17 protein-coding genes are annotated in these 17,140 nt (G+C 62.0%); 10 read left to right on the top strand and 7 right to left on the bottom strand.

Annotated features, from left to right (window positions below):
* Nucleotides 1-200: 200 nt before the first annotated feature.
* On the bottom strand, nucleotides 201-605 hold the full coding sequence (locus BM321_RS13750) for an RNA-binding S4 domain-containing protein (protein WP_092330049.1): 405 nt from the start codon (nucleotides 603-605) through the stop codon (nucleotides 201-203).
* A gap of 253 nt (nucleotides 606-858) precedes the next feature.
* On the opposite strand from BM321_RS13750, the gene BM321_RS13755 reads away from it, so the two are divergent.
* On the top strand, nucleotides 859-1,323 hold the full coding sequence (locus BM321_RS13755) for a retropepsin-like aspartic endopeptidase RimB (protein ID WP_175459534.1): 465 nt from the start codon (nucleotides 859-861) through the stop codon (nucleotides 1,321-1,323).
* A complete protein-coding gene (rimK, locus tag BM321_RS13760; RefSeq protein ID WP_003196697.1) occupies nucleotides 1,320-2,225 on the top strand; it encodes a 30S ribosomal protein S6--L-glutamate ligase in 906 nt (301 codons plus the stop codon). The genes BM321_RS13755 and rimK overlap by 4 nt, the downstream gene beginning before the upstream one ends.
* Before the next feature lie 166 nt (nucleotides 2,226-2,391).
* Here rimK and BM321_RS13765 read toward each other — a convergent pair whose 3' ends face one another.
* On the bottom strand, nucleotides 2,392-3,705 hold the full coding sequence (locus tag BM321_RS13765; RefSeq protein ID WP_092330038.1) for an ATP-binding protein: 1,314 nt from the start codon (nucleotides 3,703-3,705) through the stop codon (nucleotides 2,392-2,394).
* 114 nt (nucleotides 3,706-3,819) lie between these two features.
* On the bottom strand, nucleotides 3,820-4,560 hold the full coding sequence (gene ompR / locus BM321_RS13770) for an osmolarity response regulator transcription factor OmpR (RefSeq protein WP_003196691.1): 741 nt from the start codon (nucleotides 4,558-4,560) through the stop codon (nucleotides 3,820-3,822).
* 356 nt (nucleotides 4,561-4,916) lie between these two features.
* Here ompR and BM321_RS13775 point away from each other — a divergent pair, with 356 nt between their 5' ends.
* From BM321_RS13775 to tauD, 7 genes are all read left to right on the top strand, one after another.
* Complete coding sequence (locus BM321_RS13775) at nucleotides 4,917-7,241, top strand: Tex family protein (protein WP_092442857.1); 2,325 nt, start codon at nucleotides 4,917-4,919, stop codon at nucleotides 7,239-7,241.
* Nucleotides 7,241-7,624, top strand: a complete 384-nt coding sequence (locus BM321_RS13780) for a PaaI family thioesterase (protein WP_060739674.1) — start codon at nucleotides 7,241-7,243, stop codon at nucleotides 7,622-7,624. Before BM321_RS13775 ends, BM321_RS13780 begins: the two co-directional genes overlap by 1 nt.
* A 269-nt stretch (nucleotides 7,625-7,893) precedes the next feature.
* Nucleotides 7,894-9,477 (top strand): glutamate--cysteine ligase, encoded by a 1,584-nt coding sequence (gshA, locus tag BM321_RS13790; protein ID WP_092330028.1) that lies wholly within the window; start codon nucleotides 7,894-7,896, stop codon nucleotides 9,475-9,477.
* A gap of 248 nt (nucleotides 9,478-9,725) precedes the next feature.
* Nucleotides 9,726-10,703 (top strand): taurine ABC transporter substrate-binding protein, encoded by a 978-nt coding sequence (tauA, locus tag BM321_RS13795; RefSeq protein ID WP_092442858.1) that lies wholly within the window; start codon nucleotides 9,726-9,728, stop codon nucleotides 10,701-10,703.
* 25 nt (nucleotides 10,704-10,728) lie between these two features.
* Entirely contained in the window at nucleotides 10,729-11,523 is a 795-nt protein-coding gene (tauB, locus tag BM321_RS13800; RefSeq protein WP_092330022.1) for a taurine ABC transporter ATP-binding subunit, read from the top strand.
* The gene (gene tauC / locus BM321_RS13805) at nucleotides 11,520-12,359 is read left to right on the top strand and encodes a taurine ABC transporter permease TauC (RefSeq protein WP_092442859.1); all 840 of its coding nucleotides are present in this window, start codon (nucleotides 11,520-11,522) and stop codon (nucleotides 12,357-12,359) included. Before tauB ends, tauC begins: the two co-directional genes overlap by 4 nt.
* 49 nt (nucleotides 12,360-12,408) lie before the next feature.
* Nucleotides 12,409-13,251, top strand: a complete 843-nt coding sequence (tauD, locus tag BM321_RS13810; RefSeq protein ID WP_092442860.1) for a taurine dioxygenase — start codon at nucleotides 12,409-12,411, stop codon at nucleotides 13,249-13,251.
* A gap of 163 nt (nucleotides 13,252-13,414) precedes the next feature.
* On the opposite strand, the gene mgrA is transcribed toward tauD, so the two are convergent.
* From mgrA to BM321_RS13830, 4 genes are all read right to left on the bottom strand, one after another.
* On the bottom strand, nucleotides 13,415-14,452 hold the full coding sequence (gene mgrA / locus BM321_RS13815; protein WP_092169235.1) for an L-glyceraldehyde 3-phosphate reductase: 1,038 nt from the start codon (nucleotides 14,450-14,452) through the stop codon (nucleotides 13,415-13,417).
* Nucleotides 14,453-14,512: 60 nt separating this feature from the next.
* Nucleotides 14,513-14,914: a type II toxin-antitoxin system HicB family antitoxin gene (locus BM321_RS13820; RefSeq protein ID WP_063325186.1), complete on the bottom strand. Its 402-nt coding sequence runs from the start codon at nucleotides 14,912-14,914 to the stop codon at nucleotides 14,513-14,515.
* A 92-nt stretch (nucleotides 14,915-15,006) separates the two neighbouring features.
* The gene (locus BM321_RS13825; RefSeq protein WP_092201282.1) at nucleotides 15,007-15,189 is read right to left on the bottom strand and encodes a type II toxin-antitoxin system HicA family toxin; all 183 of its coding nucleotides are present in this window, start codon (nucleotides 15,187-15,189) and stop codon (nucleotides 15,007-15,009) included.
* Between the two features lie 127 nt (nucleotides 15,190-15,316).
* Nucleotides 15,317-16,207 carry a LysR family transcriptional regulator gene (locus tag BM321_RS13830; RefSeq protein ID WP_092253296.1) on the bottom strand — a complete coding sequence of 297 codons (891 nt, stop codon included), beginning with the start codon at nucleotides 16,205-16,207 and terminating at the stop codon, nucleotides 15,317-15,319.
* A gap of 130 nt (nucleotides 16,208-16,337) precedes the next feature.
* On the opposite strand from BM321_RS13830, the gene BM321_RS13835 reads away from it, so the two are divergent.
* Nucleotides 16,338-17,078 (top strand): SDR family oxidoreductase, encoded by a 741-nt coding sequence (locus BM321_RS13835; RefSeq protein WP_092442861.1) that lies wholly within the window; start codon nucleotides 16,338-16,340, stop codon nucleotides 17,076-17,078.
* The last annotated feature ends 62 nt before the right edge of the window (nucleotides 17,079-17,140 follow it).

The raw sequence follows: 17,140 nt of genomic DNA on the forward strand, positions 1-17,140 counted from the left end.
GGCATTTTATGGGCATTCAGGGTGGGTTCCAAGCAAGGCTTGGGTTTGCCTGACGGGAAGAGACCGATGACTCAATCCGAATGGTCATTGTGGCGAGGGAGCTTGCTTCCGCTCGGTTGCGCAGCGACCGTCAGATTTTGGGGCCGCTACGCAGCCCGGCGGGAGCAGGCTCCCTCGCCACGGGCCTTGCGCCAGCCTTTTTATTCGTTATTGCTGCCATGAAACTTGAACAGGTCCCGGCGCTGCTTCTTGCTCGGCTTGCCATCGGTGCTGACCCCCAGAGCGCCGGCCTTGCGTTGCGCGGCGGCGGTTTCGCGCTTGGCGATGCTGGCTTCGGTTTCGCGATACAACGCCTGCGCTTCAGGTGCGCCGCGACGCACGATCGACAGGGCCTCGACCACCACGGTCTTTTCATCGAACCCGGTGCGGATCACAAACTCATCGCCGATGCGGGGCTCCTTGCCCGGCTTGCAGCGCTCCCCCCGGTGATGGACCTTGCCGCTTTCGATGGCGGTCTTGGCCAGGGCCCGCGTCTTGTAGAAGCGCGCCGCCCACAACCATTTATCGAGACGGACCTTGTCGTCTTCTTCCTTTTTTTGTGCCACTGCAATTCCTCTTTCTGCCATTAGCCGGAACTGTACTACCGTTTTTGTCGAGCGCACGAATCAGGCCCGACGGATAGAATGCCCTCCAAACCGACGCCGCCCCCATCGCTTCGGCCGGAATCGGTTACAAGCACACACAAGTGCGTAGATAACTGTCGCCATTTTGTGATTATTCTGCGTGAATACCGCGATTCGCGGAGTCCACGATCCGATGCACTGATCGCAGGTTTTTTTATTGAAGACTTTTGACCATTTGACCGTTGTCGGTCTGCGCGAGTGGGTGGCGCTCCCGGATCTGGGAGTCGTGGGCCTGCGGGCAAAAATCGACACCGGGGCCAGCACCTCCAGCCTGCATGCCACCGACATCGAGCCGTTCGAGCGCGATGGCCAAAAGTGGGTGCGCTTCACGGCGCACCTTGGCACGGTGGTGCAGTTGCGCCATCGCCGCTGCGAAGCCCCGTTGGTGGCGCGCAAGACCATAAAGAGTTCCAACGGCCACGCTCAGGTCCGCTACGTGATCAGCACCACGTTGGCGCTGGGTGACCGGGTCTGGCGGGTCGAGTTCACCCTCGCCTGCCGCAAATCCATGCGATATCGCCTGCTACTGGGTTCCAAAGCCTTGATCGACGGCCAATTGGTAGTCAATCCGGGCACCAAATATGTTCAAGAAAAGCCGGCATTCCCGGTGTCCACTACCTCTGCCACAGGTGTTGCATGAAGATCGCTGTGCTGTCGCGTAATCCGCGTCTGTATTCCACTCGTCGCCTGGTTGAAGCCGGGACCGAACGTGGCCATGAAATGGTGGTGATCGATACCCTGCGCGCCTACATGAACATCGCCAGCCACAAGCCGCAGATCCACTACCGTGGCAAGCCGCTGGAAGGGTTCGACGCGGTGATCCCGCGCATCGGCGCATCGGTGACGTTCTATGGCTGCGCGGTGTTGCGCCAGTTCGAAATGATGGGAGTATTTCCCCTCAACGAGTCCGTGGCCATCGCCCGTTCCCGGGACAAGCTGCGCTCGCTGCAATTGCTGTCGCGGCGCGGGATCGGCCTGCCGGTCACCGGTTTTGCCCACTCGCCCGACGACATTCCCGACCTGATTGCGATGGTCAACGGCGCACCGCTGGTGATCAAGGTGCTGGAAGGCACCCAGGGCATCGGCGTGGTCCTGTGTGAAACCGCGACGGCGGCGGAGTCGGTGATCGAGGCATTCATGGGCCTGAAGCAGAACATCATGGTCCAGGAATACATCAAGGAAGCCGGTGGCGCCGACATTCGCTGCTTCGTGGTCGGCGACAAAGTGATTGCCTCGATGAAACGCCAGGCCAAGCCCGGTGAGTTCCGCTCCAACCTGCATCGCGGTGGTAGCGCCAGCCTGATCAAAATCACCCCGGAAGAGCGCATGACCGCCCTGCGGGCCGCAAAAGTCATGGGCCTGGCCGTGGCGGGCGTGGACATCCTGCGCTCCAACCACGGGCCACTGGTGATGGAGGTCAACTCCTCGCCGGGCCTGGAAGGCATCGAGACCACCACCAGCAAGAACGTGGCGGGAATCATCATCGAGCATCTGGAAAAGAATGGCGGGCCGAACATGACCCGGACCAAAGGAAAAGGCTAAGTCAACATAAAACCCTGGGGGCGAGCCTTTGTGGGAGCCGAGCTTGCTCGCGATAATGGTGCGCCAGTCAAGATCAACTTTACTGATCCACCGCCATCGCGAGCAAGCTCGGCTCCCACAGGCCCTCTGGCTCCCACGGGTTCTCTGTCTTACTTGAGAGAGATGGCTACACCGCATCCCTTGGCAGCATCAGCCCCAACGGCAACCGCACTCGAGCTTCCAGCCCGCCACCGGCGCGGTTGCGCAACTCGACGTTGCCGCCGTGCATCGAGGCGATACGCTTGACGATGGCCAGGCCCAGGCCCGTGCCTTTCCCACCCCGGGCGCGATCGCCCCGGGTGAAGGGATTGAAAATGGCTTCCAGCTCCGAGGGATCGATACCGGCGCCACGGTCCATGACGCTCAGTACCACGTAAGGCGCGCTGGTGTCGCCGGAGACATAGGCCGCCACTTCGACGCCAGCGCCGGCATGGTTCAGGGCATTGCCGATCAGGTTGTTCAACAAGCGCTTCATCGACACCCGGCGCAACGGGAACGGCTGAATCGGTTCCAGGCGCAGGTGCACTTTCTCGTCGTTCTGGTTATAGGGCGCGACCACCTCCCGCACCAACTCACTGAGGTCCACCTCTTCCACGGACTCATCACGCCCGTCGCGTATGAACGCCAGGAACTGGTCGAGAATCGCGTCCATGTCCTCGATATCGCGGACCATCTCGTTGGTCAGGTCGGTGTGCTCGCCCATCAACTCCAGCGACAACCGCAGCCGGGTCAAGGGCGTGCGCAGGTCGTGGGAGACGCCCGCCAGCATCAGCTCGCGTTCGCGCCCGGCCTGTTCCACATCCTCGGCCATCTGGTTGAAGGCGCGGTAGACCTCGGTCATCTCGCTGGGCGTATCGCTGATGGGCAGCCGCACGCTGCGCCCCTGGCCCAATTGGCGGGCGGCGTAGACCAGGCGTTTCAACGGTTGGTTGAGCTGGCTGACGAAGATCCACGCCGACGCCGTCGACAGCAAGCCGATGGCCAGGAACCAGCCGAGCACGTTCCAGATTTTCTGGCCGCGCAACGGATGCGGGTACAACGGCACTTTCAGCCAGCCATCCCCCAGGCTTGGAGCCCGGACCCAAAGCGCCGGCGGCGAGTGCATGCGCAATCGCACCTCGGTATCGGCGCCCAGTTCGGCCTGCATCTGGCGTTGATAGATCTCGCTGTAGGGCCAATGCTGCTCGCCCTCCGGCACGCCAGCACCGACGACACGGATCAGCGTCGCCGCCTCGGCAATTTTCGCCCGGTTGGTTTCGTCCGCCGCCCAATAGGCCCGCAGGGTCAAGGCAACGCCGTGGCTGTACTGCCGGTCCACGAGCACGTCTTCGTTCATCAGCAGGTACACCAACGTCAGTGCCTTGGAGAAGAGCACGACGATCAGCACCAGCCAGAGGGTGCGGGAGAAGAAACTCTGGGGGAACCAAACGGGGGTTTTCATGAATAACCGCTACACACTTGCAGGAGCGAGCGATGCTCGCACAATGACAGACCGCGAGTCGCCTGGCAGAAGACATTTCAACCGGCCAGGCCACCCGCTCCTACAAATCGCCGATCACTTGCTGGCGGCACCATCCGGCACGAACACATAGCCCACGCCCCAGACGGTCTGGATATACCGCGGCTTGGAAGGATCAGGCTCGATCATCCGGCGCAGGCGGGAAATCTGCACGTCGATGGAACGCTCCAGCGCATCCCATTCACGACCACGGGCCAGGTTCATCAGCTTGTCGCGGGTCAGCGGTTGGCGGGCGTTCATCACCAGGGCCTTGAGCACGGCGAACTCACCGGTGGTGAGCATGTGGACCTCATCGCCGCGCTTGAGCTCACGGGTGGCCAGGGACAGTTCGTAGTCGCCGAAGGTCACGCTTTCATCTTCGCTGCCTGGCGCCCCCGGCACCGGCGCCGACTGGCGGCGCAGCACCGCCTTGACGCGGGCCATCAGCTCGTCGGGGTTGAACGGCTTGGCCAGGTAATCGTCGGCGCCCAGTTCCAGGCCCTTGATACGGCTCAGCTCGTCGCCCTTGGCGGTGAGCATGATGATCGGGATCTGGTTGTTGGCGCCGCGCAGGCGGCGGCAGGCGGTCAGGCCGTCTTCACCGGGCAGCATCAGGTCGAGTACGACCAGATTGAATACTTCACGGGCCAGCAACCGATCCATTTGCTCGGTGTTCGGTACGGTGCGGGCGCGGTAGCCCTTGCTGACGAAAAAGCGTTCCAGCAGGCTGCTCAGCCCTGGATCGTCGTCAACAATAAGAATTTTTTCGCCTTCAGCAGTTTGTGCAGTGCTGCTCATAGGAAGCTCCTTTGATCTCGGCGCGCATTATGGCCTAGCTGCCGTTATACGCACCGTGTGCATTGTTAGCAGATTTTTCCTCTATCTCCACAAATCCGGGTATCAAGCCTACAGACCATGTCCCCCCCTCGGAACGGAACGCTGGTTATAATGCGCAGCCTTTTGTGCCAGGGAATGTCGGATCGTGATCCCGGCGTGCCATTTTTTCAGCCTTGGCAAGGCAACTTTTTGAATTTCGCGGGTCGACAGGCAGCCTTTTGACCCAGGCAGCGGCGCATGCCAGGCCGCTCAACCAGTCTCGCCGAGCCCGGTTTCTGTGGTGGCGAGCCTGATTTCACAATTTGTCAGGTGGTTTTATGGACAGCATCAACAGCCGCATCGCCGAGGAACTCGGTGTACGCCCACAACAGGTCGAAGCGGCCGTCGCGCTACTCGATGAAGGTTCCACGGTACCTTTCATCGCCCGTTACCGGAAAGAAGTGACCGGCAGTCTCGATGACACCCAATTGCGGCATCTGGAAGAACGCCTGCGCTACCTGCGAGAACTCGACGAACGGCGCATCAGCATCCTGGCCAGCATCCAGGAGCAGGGCAAGCTGACCCCGCAACTCGAGCGCGACATCAAGCTGGCCGACACCAAGACTCGTCTCGAAGACTTGTACCTGCCCTACAAGCAAAAGCGCCGCACCAAGGGCCAGATCGCCCTGGAAGCCGGCCTCGGCGAGCTGGCCGACGGCCTGTTCAACGATCCGACCCTGGCCCCGGAAATCGAAGCCGCGCGCTTCGTCGATGCCGAAAAAGGCGTGGCAGACGTGAAAGCGGCGCTGGAGGGTGCCAAGTACATCCTCATGGAGCGTTTCGCCGAGGACGCCAACCTGTTGGAAAAACTGCGCAACTTCCTCAAACAGGAAGCCATCCTCAGCGCCCGGGTGATCGCCGGCAAGGAAGAGGAAGGCGCGAAGTTCCGCGACTACTTCGAACACGACGAACCGCTCAAAAGCATGCCGTCCCACCGCGCTCTGGCGATTTTCCGGGGTCGCAACGAAGGCATCCTCAGCTCCGCGCTGAAGGTCGGTGAAGAATTGCCCGGTACCATGCACCCGTGCGAAGGCATGATCGGCCAGCAGTTCGGCATCCAGAACCAGAACCGCGCCGCCGACAAATGGCTGGCCGAAGTGGTGCGCTGGACCTGGAAGGTCAAGCTCTACACCCACCTGGAAACCGACCTGCTGGGCGAGTTGCGCGACAACGCCGAGACCGAGGCGATCAACGTGTTCGCCCACAACCTGCACGACCTGCTGCTGGCCGCACCGGCCGGTCCCCGCGCCACCCTGGGCCTGGACCCGGGCCTGCGCACCGGTTGCAAGGTCGCGGTGGTGGACGCCACCGGCAAGCTGCTGGATCACGCCACGGTCTACCCGCACGTGCCGCACAATAAGTGGGACCAGACCCTCGCCGTGCTCGCCGCCCTGTGCGCCAAGCATTCGGTGGACCTGATCGCCATCGGCAACGGCACCGCCAGCCGCGAGACCGACAAACTGGCCGCCGAGCTGATCAAGAAATACCCAGCCATGAAAATGACCAAGGTCATGGTCTCCGAGGCCGGCGCTTCGGTTTACTCGGCATCGGAACTGGCTTCCAAGGAGTTCCCCGACCTGGATGTGTCGATCCGTGGCGCGGTGTCCATCGCCCGTCGCCTGCAGGATCCACTGGCGGAGCTGGTGAAGATCGACCCCAAATCCATCGGTGTCGGCCAGTACCAGCACGACGTTTCCCAACTGAAACTGGCCCGTGGCCTGGACGCGGTGGTGGAAGATTGCGTGAACGCCGTGGGCGTGGACGTGAACACCGCTTCGGTGGCGCTGCTGGCGCGGATCTCCGGCCTGAACGCCACGCTGGCGCAGAACATCGTCACCCACCGTGACGAACATGGCGCGTTCAAGACCCGCGCCGCGTTGAAGAAAGTCCCACGCCTGGGTGAAAAAACCTTCGAACAGGCCGCCGGCTTCCTGCGGGTCATGAATGGCGACAACCCGCTGGATTCGTCGGCCGTCCACCCCGAAGCCTACCCGCTTGTGCAGCGCATCGCCGCCCAGACCGACCGCGACATCCGCTCGCTGATCGGTGATGCCGCGTTCCTCAAGCGCCTGGACCCGAAGAAATTCACCGACGAAACCTTCGGCCTGCCCACCGTCACCGACATCCTCCAGGAGCTGGAAAAACCAGGCCGCGACCCGCGCCCCGAGTTCAAGACCGCCGAGTTCCAGGACGGCGTCGAAGACCTCAAGGACCTGCAACCGGGCATGATCCTCGAAGGCGTGGTGACCAACGTCACCAACTTCGGTGCTTTCGTCGACATCGGCGTGCACCAGGACGGCCTGGTACACATTTCGGCGTTGTCCGAGAAGTTCATCAAGGACCCGCGCGAAGCGGTGAAGGCTGGCGATGTGGTGAAAGTGAAGGTCATGGAAGTCGACATCCCGCGCAAACGTGTCGGCCTGTCGATGCGCATGAGCGACACGCCCGGCGAGAAAGTCGATGGCGCCCGTGGTGCCCGCCCTGGCTCGACGCCGCGTCAGTCGCAGAACACCGCGCCGCGCAAGGAAACCGCCACCGCGGCCCCGGCGAACAACGCCATGGCCTCGCTGTTCGCCAACGCCAAGCAGTTGAAGAAGCGCTGATGGACGTGCCGGCCGGGTTGGTGGAAAGCGCCTTCTTCAAGCTGCTCGGCTGCCGCTTGCAGAGCCTGGGGGACGGGGTGGCGCAAGTCGCCCTGGGCCTTGAGCCGCCGTTGCGCAACCGCGGCGGCAAGCTGCACGGCGGCGCACTGTTCAGCCTGGTGGACATCGCCATGGGCCTGGCCTGCTCCAGTGTCCATGGCTTTGACCAGCAGAGCGCGACCATCGAATGCAAGATCAACTACATTCGCGCCGTGTCCGACGGCGAAGTGCTGTGCACCGCCCGGGTCATCCATCCGGGTCGGCGCACGCTGGTGGTCGAAGCCGAGGTGATGCAGGGCGACAAACTGGTCGCAAAAGCGCAAGGCACGTTCGCTGTCCTATAGCTCCCTGTCATCGATTTGGGTTAATTTCGACGCCATGAATGCAGTGTCGGACTTTCCTGTGGGAGCGAGCTTGCTCGCGATAGCGCAGGGTCCGTCAAGATCAACGTTGCTGATCCACCGCCATCGCGAGCAAGCTCGCTCCCACAGTGGGGTTGCGGTGGCTAGCTTTTGGCACGAAAACCAGGCGAAAACGCCAGTTTTAACTTCACCCTTGTAGACCGTCTTGCCCACCCCCATATTGGGGCGACTGACGCGTGAAGGAATTCAACTTGAGCGACCTTTTAAACCGCCGCCTGGCCCTGCTCGGCGAGCGCGCCAACCTCTCCCTGCTCGAACAGTGCCTGCACGGCATCGAGCGTGAATGCCTGCGTGTCACGGACGATGGGCGCCTGGCGCAGACTCCGCACCCCAAGGCCCTGGGTTCGGCGCTGACCAACGAACAGATCACTACCGACTATTCCGAGTCGCTGCTGGAGTTCATCACGCCCGCCCTGGCCAACCCGGCCGATACCTTGCGCAGCCTCGACAAGATCCACCGGTTTGCCTACAGCAAACTGGGTGACGAGTATTTGTGGAGCCCGTCGATGCCGTGCCCACTGCCGGCCGAAGAAGAGATTCCGATCGCCTACTACGGCACTTCGAATATCGGTCGGCTCAAGTACGTCTATCGCAAGGGCCTGGCCCTGCGCTACGGCAAGACCATGCAGTGCATCGCAGGTATCCACTACAACTTCTCCTTGCCGGAAAAGCTCTGGCCGCTGTTGCGCCAGGACGAAGCCGCCGAGGTAAGCGACCGGGACTTCCAGTCGTCGGCCTACATCGCGCTGATCCGTAATTTCCGCCGCTACAGCTGGTTGCTGATGTACCTGTTCGGCGCCTCGCCGGCCCTGGACGTCGGTTTCCTGCGGGGCCGCCCGCACCAGTTGGAACAACTGGATCCGGACACCTTGTACCTGCCCTACGCCACCAGCCTGCGCATGAGCGACCTGGGTTACCAGAGCAACGCCCAGGCCGGCCTCACGCCATGCTACAACGACCTGGAGAGCTACACCGACAGCCTGCGCAAAGCGGTGGCGACGCCCTACGCGCCGTACGTCGAAGTCGGCACTCACCAGAACGGCGAGTGGGTGCAGCTCAATACCAACATCTTGCAGATCGAAAACGAGTACTACTCCAACATCCGTCCCAAGCGTGTGACCTACACCGGCGAGCGGCCGATCCAGGCCTTGATGGCCCGGGGGATCCAGTACGTCGAAGTGCGCTGCCTGGACATCAACCCGTTCCTGCCGATGGGTATCGACCTCACCGAAGCGCGGTTCCTCGATGCGTTCCTGCTGTATTGCGGCCTCAATGACAGCCCGCAGCTGGAAAACAACGAATGCGGCAACGCCACGAGCAACTTCCTGACCGTGGTCAAGGAAGGTCGCAAGCCAGGCCTGCAATTGCAGCGCCAGGGTCAAGCGGTGGACATGCAGGCCTGGGCCGTGGAATTGCTGGAAAACATCGCCCCGCTGGCTTCGCTGCTCGACCAGAGCCACGGTGGCGATGCCCATCGCCAGGCACTGGACGCGCAATTGGCGAAAGTCCGCGATCCGTCCCTGACGCCTTCCGCCCAGGTGCTGGCCGCCATGGCCGAACATCAGGAAAGCTTCGCCCAGTTCTCCCTGCGCCAAAGCAAGGCCCACGCCGAATTCTTCCGCGCCGAGCCGTTGCCTGCCCAGGAGCAAGCGACATTCGAAGAGACCGCACGCGAGTCGCTGGTCCAGCAAGCCGAGCTGGAGCAGAACGAGGTGGGGGATTTCGATGTGTTCGTGGGTTCCTACCAGGCGAGCATTCTGGCGATCAGTAACTGACCAGCCCTCTTTGGCGGGGATACTCTTGTGGCGAGGGAGCTTGCTCCCGCTCGGCTGCGCAGCAGTCGTGAAATGGGCCTGCTGCGCAGTCCAGCGGGAGCAAGCTCCCTCGCCACGGAGGCTTTAGTCGTTTCCGGATGTTTTTTTCGCAAATAAGCTAATTCGAAAAAGTTATTTATTTTTGAATTCTTAGATCATTTAGTCTCCTCGAACGCCGAACGTCCGGTGGCCTGTTGAGGAGATTTTCCATGTCTTTGCGTTTCCCCCTTCGCCTTCTCGCGGCCGCCTCCCTGGCCGTCACCAGCTTTTTTGCCCAGGCAGCCGACCTGACCGTCGCCTACCAGACCACCGTCGACCCGGCCAAGGTCGCCCAGGCCGACGGCGCCTATGAAAAAGCCACCCAAGCCAAGATCGACTGGCGCAAGTTCGACAACGGTGCCGACGTCATCACCGCCATCGCCTCGGGCGATGTGCAGATCGGCTACCTCGGCTCCAGCCCGCTGACCGCCGCCATCACCCGCAAGGTCCCGGTGGAAACCTTCCTCATCGCCACCCAGATCGGCGCCGCCGAGGCCCTGGTGGCCCGCAACGGCTCCGGGATCAATACCCCGCAGGACCTGATCGGCAAGAAGATCGCCGTGCCGTTCGTGTCCACCGGCCACTACAGCCTGCTCGCCGCGTTGAAGCACTGGAACATCGACCCATCGAAAGTCACCATCCTCAACCTCGCGCCACCGGCCATCATCGCCGCCTGGAAGCGTGGCGACATCGACGCCACCTACGTCTGGGACCCGGCCCTGGGTGTGGCCAAGGAAAACGGCAAGGTGCTGATCACCTCCGCGGAGCTGGCCAAGTTCGGCGCACCGACGTTCGACGCCTGGATCGTGCGCAAGGACTTCGCCCAGAAGCATCCTGAAATCGTCACAGCCTTCGCCAAAGTGACCCTGGACGCCTACGCCCAGTATCGCAAGGACCCACAGGCCTGGCTGGCCGATGCGTCCAACGTCGACAAACTGGTGAAACTCTCCGGTGCCAAGGCCAGTGATATCCCGCTTCTGTTGCAAGGCAACGTCTTCCCCCTGGCGGCCGATCAGGTCGTAAGCCTCGGCGCTCCGACCACCAAAGCCATCACCGACACCGCCGCCTTCCTCAAGGAGCAAGGCAAGGTCGAAGCCGTGCTGCCGGACTACGCGCCTTTTGTCAGCGCCAAATACATCACCCAGTGATCGAACACTAAAAGGAGTCACGGCGATGGCCTTGCTACAGCTGGAGCGCATCAGCGCACAGTACCCCGGTGCGACGGACCCTGTGCTGGCGGACATTTCACTGACCCTGGGGCCCCAGCAGTTGCTGGTCGCCCTCGGCCCGTCCGGCAGTGGCAAGACATCGCTGTTGAACCTGATCGCCGGGTTCGTCGAGCCCAGCGCCGGGCAGATCACCCTCGACGGCACGCCGGTCAAGGGCCCGAGCGCCGAACGCGGCGTGGTGTTCCAGGATGATGCGCTGCTGCCGTGGCAGGACGTACTGGCAAACGTCGGGTTCGGCCTGGAACTGGCCGGCATCCCCAAGGAAAAACGCGAGGCTCGCGCCCGGGAAATGCTTGCCCTGGTGGACCTGGCCGGTTTCGAGCGACGCCGCGTCTGGCAGCTCTCCGGCGGCCAGAAACAACGCGTCGGCCTGGCCCGGGCGTTGGCGGCCGACCCGCGTGTGCTGTTGATGGATGAACCGTTCGGCGCGCTGGACGCCTTCACCCGCGAACAGATGCAGGAACTGTTGCTGCAGGTCTGGCAGCGCACCGCCAAGCCGGTGTTCCTGATCACCCATGACATTGAAGAGGCCGTCTTCCTCGCCACCGACTTGATTCTGCTGGCACCGAACCCGGGGCAGATCGTCGAGCGCCTGAGCCTGGATTTCGGCCAGCGCTACGGGGCCGGGGAATCGGCACGGTCGATCAAATCCGACCCACGCTTCATCGAAACCCGCGAGCATGTGCTCGCCAAAGTGTTTTCCCAACGCAGCGCCACTCGACCCCAGGAGCGCGCATGAGCAGCTACGAAATTCCAGCCGTGGTCCGTGACGCGACGACCCGGCCCACGACCAACGGTTTGAAACCCCATCTGAGTACGCGTTGGATCAGCGGCTTGACCCTGATCGCGTTGCTGGCAGCCTGGTGGGCCGTCACCGCCAGCGGCCTGATCGAACCGCTGTTCCTGCCCCCGCCCTCGGCCGTGCTGCAAAAAGGCTGGCTGCTGGCGACCCACGGCTACATGGACTCCACCCTCTGGCAACACTTGGCCGCCAGCCTTGAACGCATCGGCCTGGGCCTGTTGTTCGCGGTGCTGACGGCGGTGCCGGTGGGCATCGCCATCGGCGCCAACCGCATCGCGCGCGGCGTGCTCGATCCGTTGATCGAGTTCTACCGGCCTATTCCACCGTTGGCGTACCTGCCATTGATCGTGATCTGGTGCGGCATCGGCGAGTTGTCGAAGGTGCTGCTGATCTACCTGGCGATCTTCGCCCCGATTGCCATTGCCACCGCCACCGGCGTGCGCACCGTCGACCGGGCCAAGCTGCACGCGGCGCAATCGTTGGGCGCCACGCGGGCACAGTTGATTCGCCATGTGATAGTGCCCAGCGCCCTGCCGGATATTCTCACCGGCATCCGCATCGGCCTGGGCGTGGGCTGGTCGACACTGGTGGCCGCCGAACTGATCGCCGCCACCAGCGGGCTGGGATTCATGGTGCAGTCAGCGGCGCAGTTCCTGGTCACCGATGTGGTGGTGCTGGGAATCCTGGTGATCGCGCTGATTGCCTTCGCCATGGAAATGGGCCTGCGCGCCCTGCAACGCAAACTGGTGCCGTGGCACGGCCAGACCCATTGATACCCAATGACCACGCCGACCATTCGGCGCCCAGACCGAGAACACTGCGATGAACCGCCCGACCATTACGCCTTTGAGCACCGCCCTCGGCGCGCAGATCGAAGGAATCGATATCCGCCAGCCGCTGAGCCAGGCCCACCGCGATACCCTCGAGCAAGCGCTGCTCGAACACCAGGTGCTGTTTTTCCGCGACCAGCCGATCGAACCGCCCCAGCAGGCGCGTTTCGCCGCGTATTTTGGCGACCTGCACATTCATCCGATCTACCCCAACGTGCCGGAGCAGCCTGAGGTATTGGTGCTCGACACCGCCGTCACCGATGTCCGCGACAACGCCGTGTGGCATACCGACGTGACCTTTCTCCCAACGCCAGCCCTGGGCGCGGTGCTCAGCGCCAAGCTGTTGCCAGCGGTGGGTGGCGATACGTTGTGGGCCAGTGGCATCGCCGCCTATGAAGCCTTGTCAGAGCCCTTCAAGCGCTTGCTGGAAGGCCTGACGGCGACCCACGATTTCACCCGGTCCTTTCCCTTGGAGCGCTTTGGCAACACCGCCGAAGACCTGGCGCGCTGGGAAGAGGCACGGCGGAAAAACCCGCCGCTGTCCCATCCGGTGATCCGCACCCATCCGGTGAGCGGGCGTCGTTCATTGTTCGTCAATGAAGGTTTCACGACACGGATCAACGAGCTGTCGGAAAGCGAAAGCGAGGCGATCCTGAAACTGCTGTTCGCCCACGCCACCCGCCCGGAGTTTACCCTGCGCTGGCGCTGGCAGGTCAACGACGTGGCGTTTTGGGATAACCGTGTGACCCAGCATTTCGCCGTGGACGACTACCGCCCGGCCCGGCGGGTGATGCACCGGGCGACGGTGTTGGGGGATGTGCCGTTTTTTCGCTGAATAGCGAAGGAATCGCCTTTGTGGCGAGGGGATTTATCCCCGCTGGGTTGCGAAGCAGCCCTAAAACCTGCACGCACGATCTGAAAGGCAGACCGTGCTGAGCTGTTCCTGGGGCTGCTTCGCAGCCAGCGGGGATAAATCCCCTCGCCACAGGGGGTTTGTGTTACTCGGCTGACGAAGGCTTTTCCCAAAGATTGATCCCGCCTTCCTGGGCAAATCGGTCGATCTCGGCCAGTTCTTCGGCGCTGAAGTTCAGGTTCTGCAAGGCTCCGACGTTCTCGATGATCTGCTCCGGCCGGCTGGCGCCGATCAGGGCGGAGGTGACCCGGGGGTCGCGCAAGGTCCAGGCCAGGGCCATTTGCGCCAGGCTCTGGCCACGACGTTGGGCGATCTCATTGAGGGCGCGTACGTGGGCGAGGTTCTCCTGCGACAAGTGCGAAGCCTGCAACGAGCCGCCCCCCGGACGATTCACCCGCGCATCGGCCGGAACGCCCTTGAGGTACTTGTCGGTCAGCAGGCCTTGGGCCAACGGGGTGAAGGCAATCACGCCGGTACCCAATTCGTCGGTGGCGTCCAGCAGGTCTTTTTCCACCCAGCGGTTGAGCAGGTTGTAGGCCGGCTGGTGAATCAGCAGCGGGACTTTCCATTCCTTGAGCAGCGCCGCCATTTCCCGGGTCTTCACCCCGGAATACGAGGAAATGCCGATGTACAGCGCCTTGCCCTGCTGCACTGCAGTGGCCAGTGCACTGGCGGTTTCTTCCAGGGGCGTATCGGGGTCGAATCGGTGGGAATAGAAGATATCCACATAGTCCAGCCCCAGGCGTTGCAGGCTCTGGTCGAGGCTGGCCAGCACGTATTTGCGCGAGCCACCGCCCTGGCCGTAAGGTCCCGGCCACATGTCCCAACCGGCCTTGCTGGAGATGATCAGCTCATCGCGGTACTGCTGGAAATCTTCGCGCAGCAACCGGCCGAAATTGATCTCGGCGCTGCCATAGGGCGGGCCGTAGTTGTTGGCCAGGTCGAAATGGTTGATCCCCAGGTCGAACGCCGTGCGCAGCAAGGCACGCTGGGTGTCGATGGGCGTACTGTCGCCAAAGTTGTGCCACAACCCCAGCGACAACGCCGGCAGCACCAACCCGCTGCGACCGACGCGGCGGTAAGGAATGGACTCGTAACGGTTTTGCGCAGCGGTGTAGGTCATCGAAAAGGCTCTCTGTTCGGACGGCGGGTGACAGACGCTAACATTTCACAGACGCCTTGGTCAGGCTGAAAGTTCGCGCAAGGCCGCCGCTGCCAGAAAACCCGAACGCGAGCTATAACGCTGGTCCCGTCGCACGGTTTGGTCGATGCGCTCAAGCAATTGCTCGGGCAACGTGGCGTTGAACCGCACTGACTTTCCGAAATAGGGCGTGACATCAAACTCGACCACCCCCCATATCCCCCCGGCGTATTGTGGATCGTCGAGATGATCGTCGATTTCATGGATCTGCGGCAGCGGTTCGCCGTCGGCTATCAAGCCTTCATAGTGCAACGAGAGCGCCTCTTTCACATTTTCGAATGCCTGGCTCACAGTACTGCCTGCGGAGAAACAACCCGGTACATCCGGGACCGTCACTCCGTAGTCGGAATCGGCATCCTTGTGCAGAACGACCGGAAATTTCATGTGGACGAATCCTTCCTTCAGATCCGGCAACCGCAGCAACCGGTCTGATAACAATGCATCCCCATCGGGGATTTCGTAATCGGTCATGGGCTTCATTTCAGGCCCGCCTGTTTCAATATGCTATTGATCGTGCCTCTGGGCAGATCGGTGTCAGGGTGCTTGATCGTCACCCTCCCAGCCTTGATGGAATGCTTGTACTGATGATGGCTACCCTTGACTGCCACCAGATACCAACCGTCCTCTTCGATCTTCCTGATCATTTCCCGACTTCGCATCACCTTTGCCTTATTCGACAACTCTGCCGGAAAACTCTAGCTGCGAAAAAGCCCCTGATACACACAATACACACCCAGAAAAATATTAGTTCAACTCTCCAACCAATGCACCGCCATCACCACTCGGTCATCGCGCCTGCGCAAACACCTCTGTCACCCAATCCACGAACACGCGAACCCGTGGCGACATGTGTCGGTTGTGGGGATAGAGTACCGACACCGGCATGGAGGGCGGCGGGTAGGCGGTGAGGACTTCCTGGATCATTCCCTGCCGGATCGGTTCTTCCATTCGGTAATGCGGACATTGGATCAGGCCCAGGCCGGCGATAGCCGAGGCGGCGTAGATCTCGGCGCCGGACACCGACAACGAGCCCCCGATCGGCACCTCCTTGAGTTCGCCATCGACCATGAACTCGAACGGATAGAGTTTGGCGGTGGTCCGCGAGACGTAATTCACCGCCCTGTGATGTTTCAAGTCATCGAGGCTCTTGGGCTCGCCATACTGGCGCAGGTAACCGGGGCTGGCACAGGTGATCTGCCGAAGATTGGCGACACGCCGGCCGATCAATGACGAGTCCGCCAGCGTACCGGAACGCAGCACGCAATCGACGCCCTCGGCAATCAGGTCGACGAAACGATCCGCCTCGCTGATGAACAGTTCTATTTCGGGGTAGCGCGCCATGAATTGCGGCAACGCCGGAATCACGAAGTACCGGGCCTGGGTGCCGTGCAGGTCTACTCTGAGTTTGCCTTTGGGCGCCACGCCGCGAAACGCCAGTTCGGCCTCTTCAAGCTCCGCCAGCAATTGCACGCAGCGCGGGTAGTAGGCCTCGCCGTCGAGGGTCGGGCGCACCTTGCGGGTGCTACGCTCCAGCAAACGAATGCCCAGCCAGGCTTCGAATTGATTGAGCGTATGGGTCAGCGTGGCCCGGGGCATATTCAAGTCTTCAGCGGCCAGGGTGAAGCTGCTGCGCTCGTATATGCGGACAAATACCCTCATCGCCTTGACTTGGTCCATCTGAATCCCGCGCATTGATTGTTGGAAAATATTGAACAGTCAAGGCAACTCTCGGGCATTTATCGCTAAGAGTAAACATGTGAATCTGGCTTCAATGAACTACGACACTTCAACCTCAAAGGAACCTCACATGACTGTTCAGAATTCGAAAGTTGCCATCGTGACCGGCGCCTCCCGCGGTATCGGAGCAGAGATTGCCAAGCAATTGGCCAGCGAAGGTTTTGCCGTCGTCATCAATTACGCCAACAGCGCCACCGAAGCCTCGAAACTGGTGGTTCAACTGCGCCAGGCCGGCCACCAAGCCATAGCGATCAAGGCGGACGTGTCCTCTTCCGCCGATGTGCGGCGGCTGTTCGACGAAACCGAAGCCCAACTGGGCAAGGTCGATGTGTTGATCAACAACGCCGGCATCCTTCAGGTAATGCCCCTGGCGCAACACAGCGACGAGCTGTTCGAGCAGACGTTCGCCATCAACACCCGTGGCACTTTCAACACCCTGCGCGAAGCCGCGACCCGCCTGAACGACGGTGGCCGGATCGTGAATTTTTCCAGCAGCACCGTAGGGCTGAACCTGCCCGGCTACTCGGTATATATCGCCAGCAAGGCGGCAGTGGAATCCCTGACCCAGGTGTTTGCCAAGGAACTGCGCGGGCGTCAGATCACGGTCAATGCGGTGGCCCCCGGCCCGGTCGCCACCGAACTGTTCATGCAAGGCAAGAGCGAAGAACAGGTGCAGCACTACGCCAAGATGCCGCCCCTGGAACGCCTCGGCCAGCCGCAGGACATTGCCAGCATCATCGCGTTCCTGGTGAGCCCGGCCGCTGGCTGGGTGAATGGGCAGGTCCTGCGGGCCAATGGCGGGCTTGTCTGAGGCTTCGCCCGGCGGCGTCCGCCAAATCGTTATCGCGAGCAAGCTCGCTCCCACAAGGGAAC

Origin of the sequence: Pseudomonas sp. NFIX10, assembly GCF_900111955.1 — a bacterium.
Classification (GTDB): Bacteria; Pseudomonadota; Gammaproteobacteria; order Pseudomonadales; family Pseudomonadaceae; genus Aquipseudomonas; species Aquipseudomonas fluorescens_AA.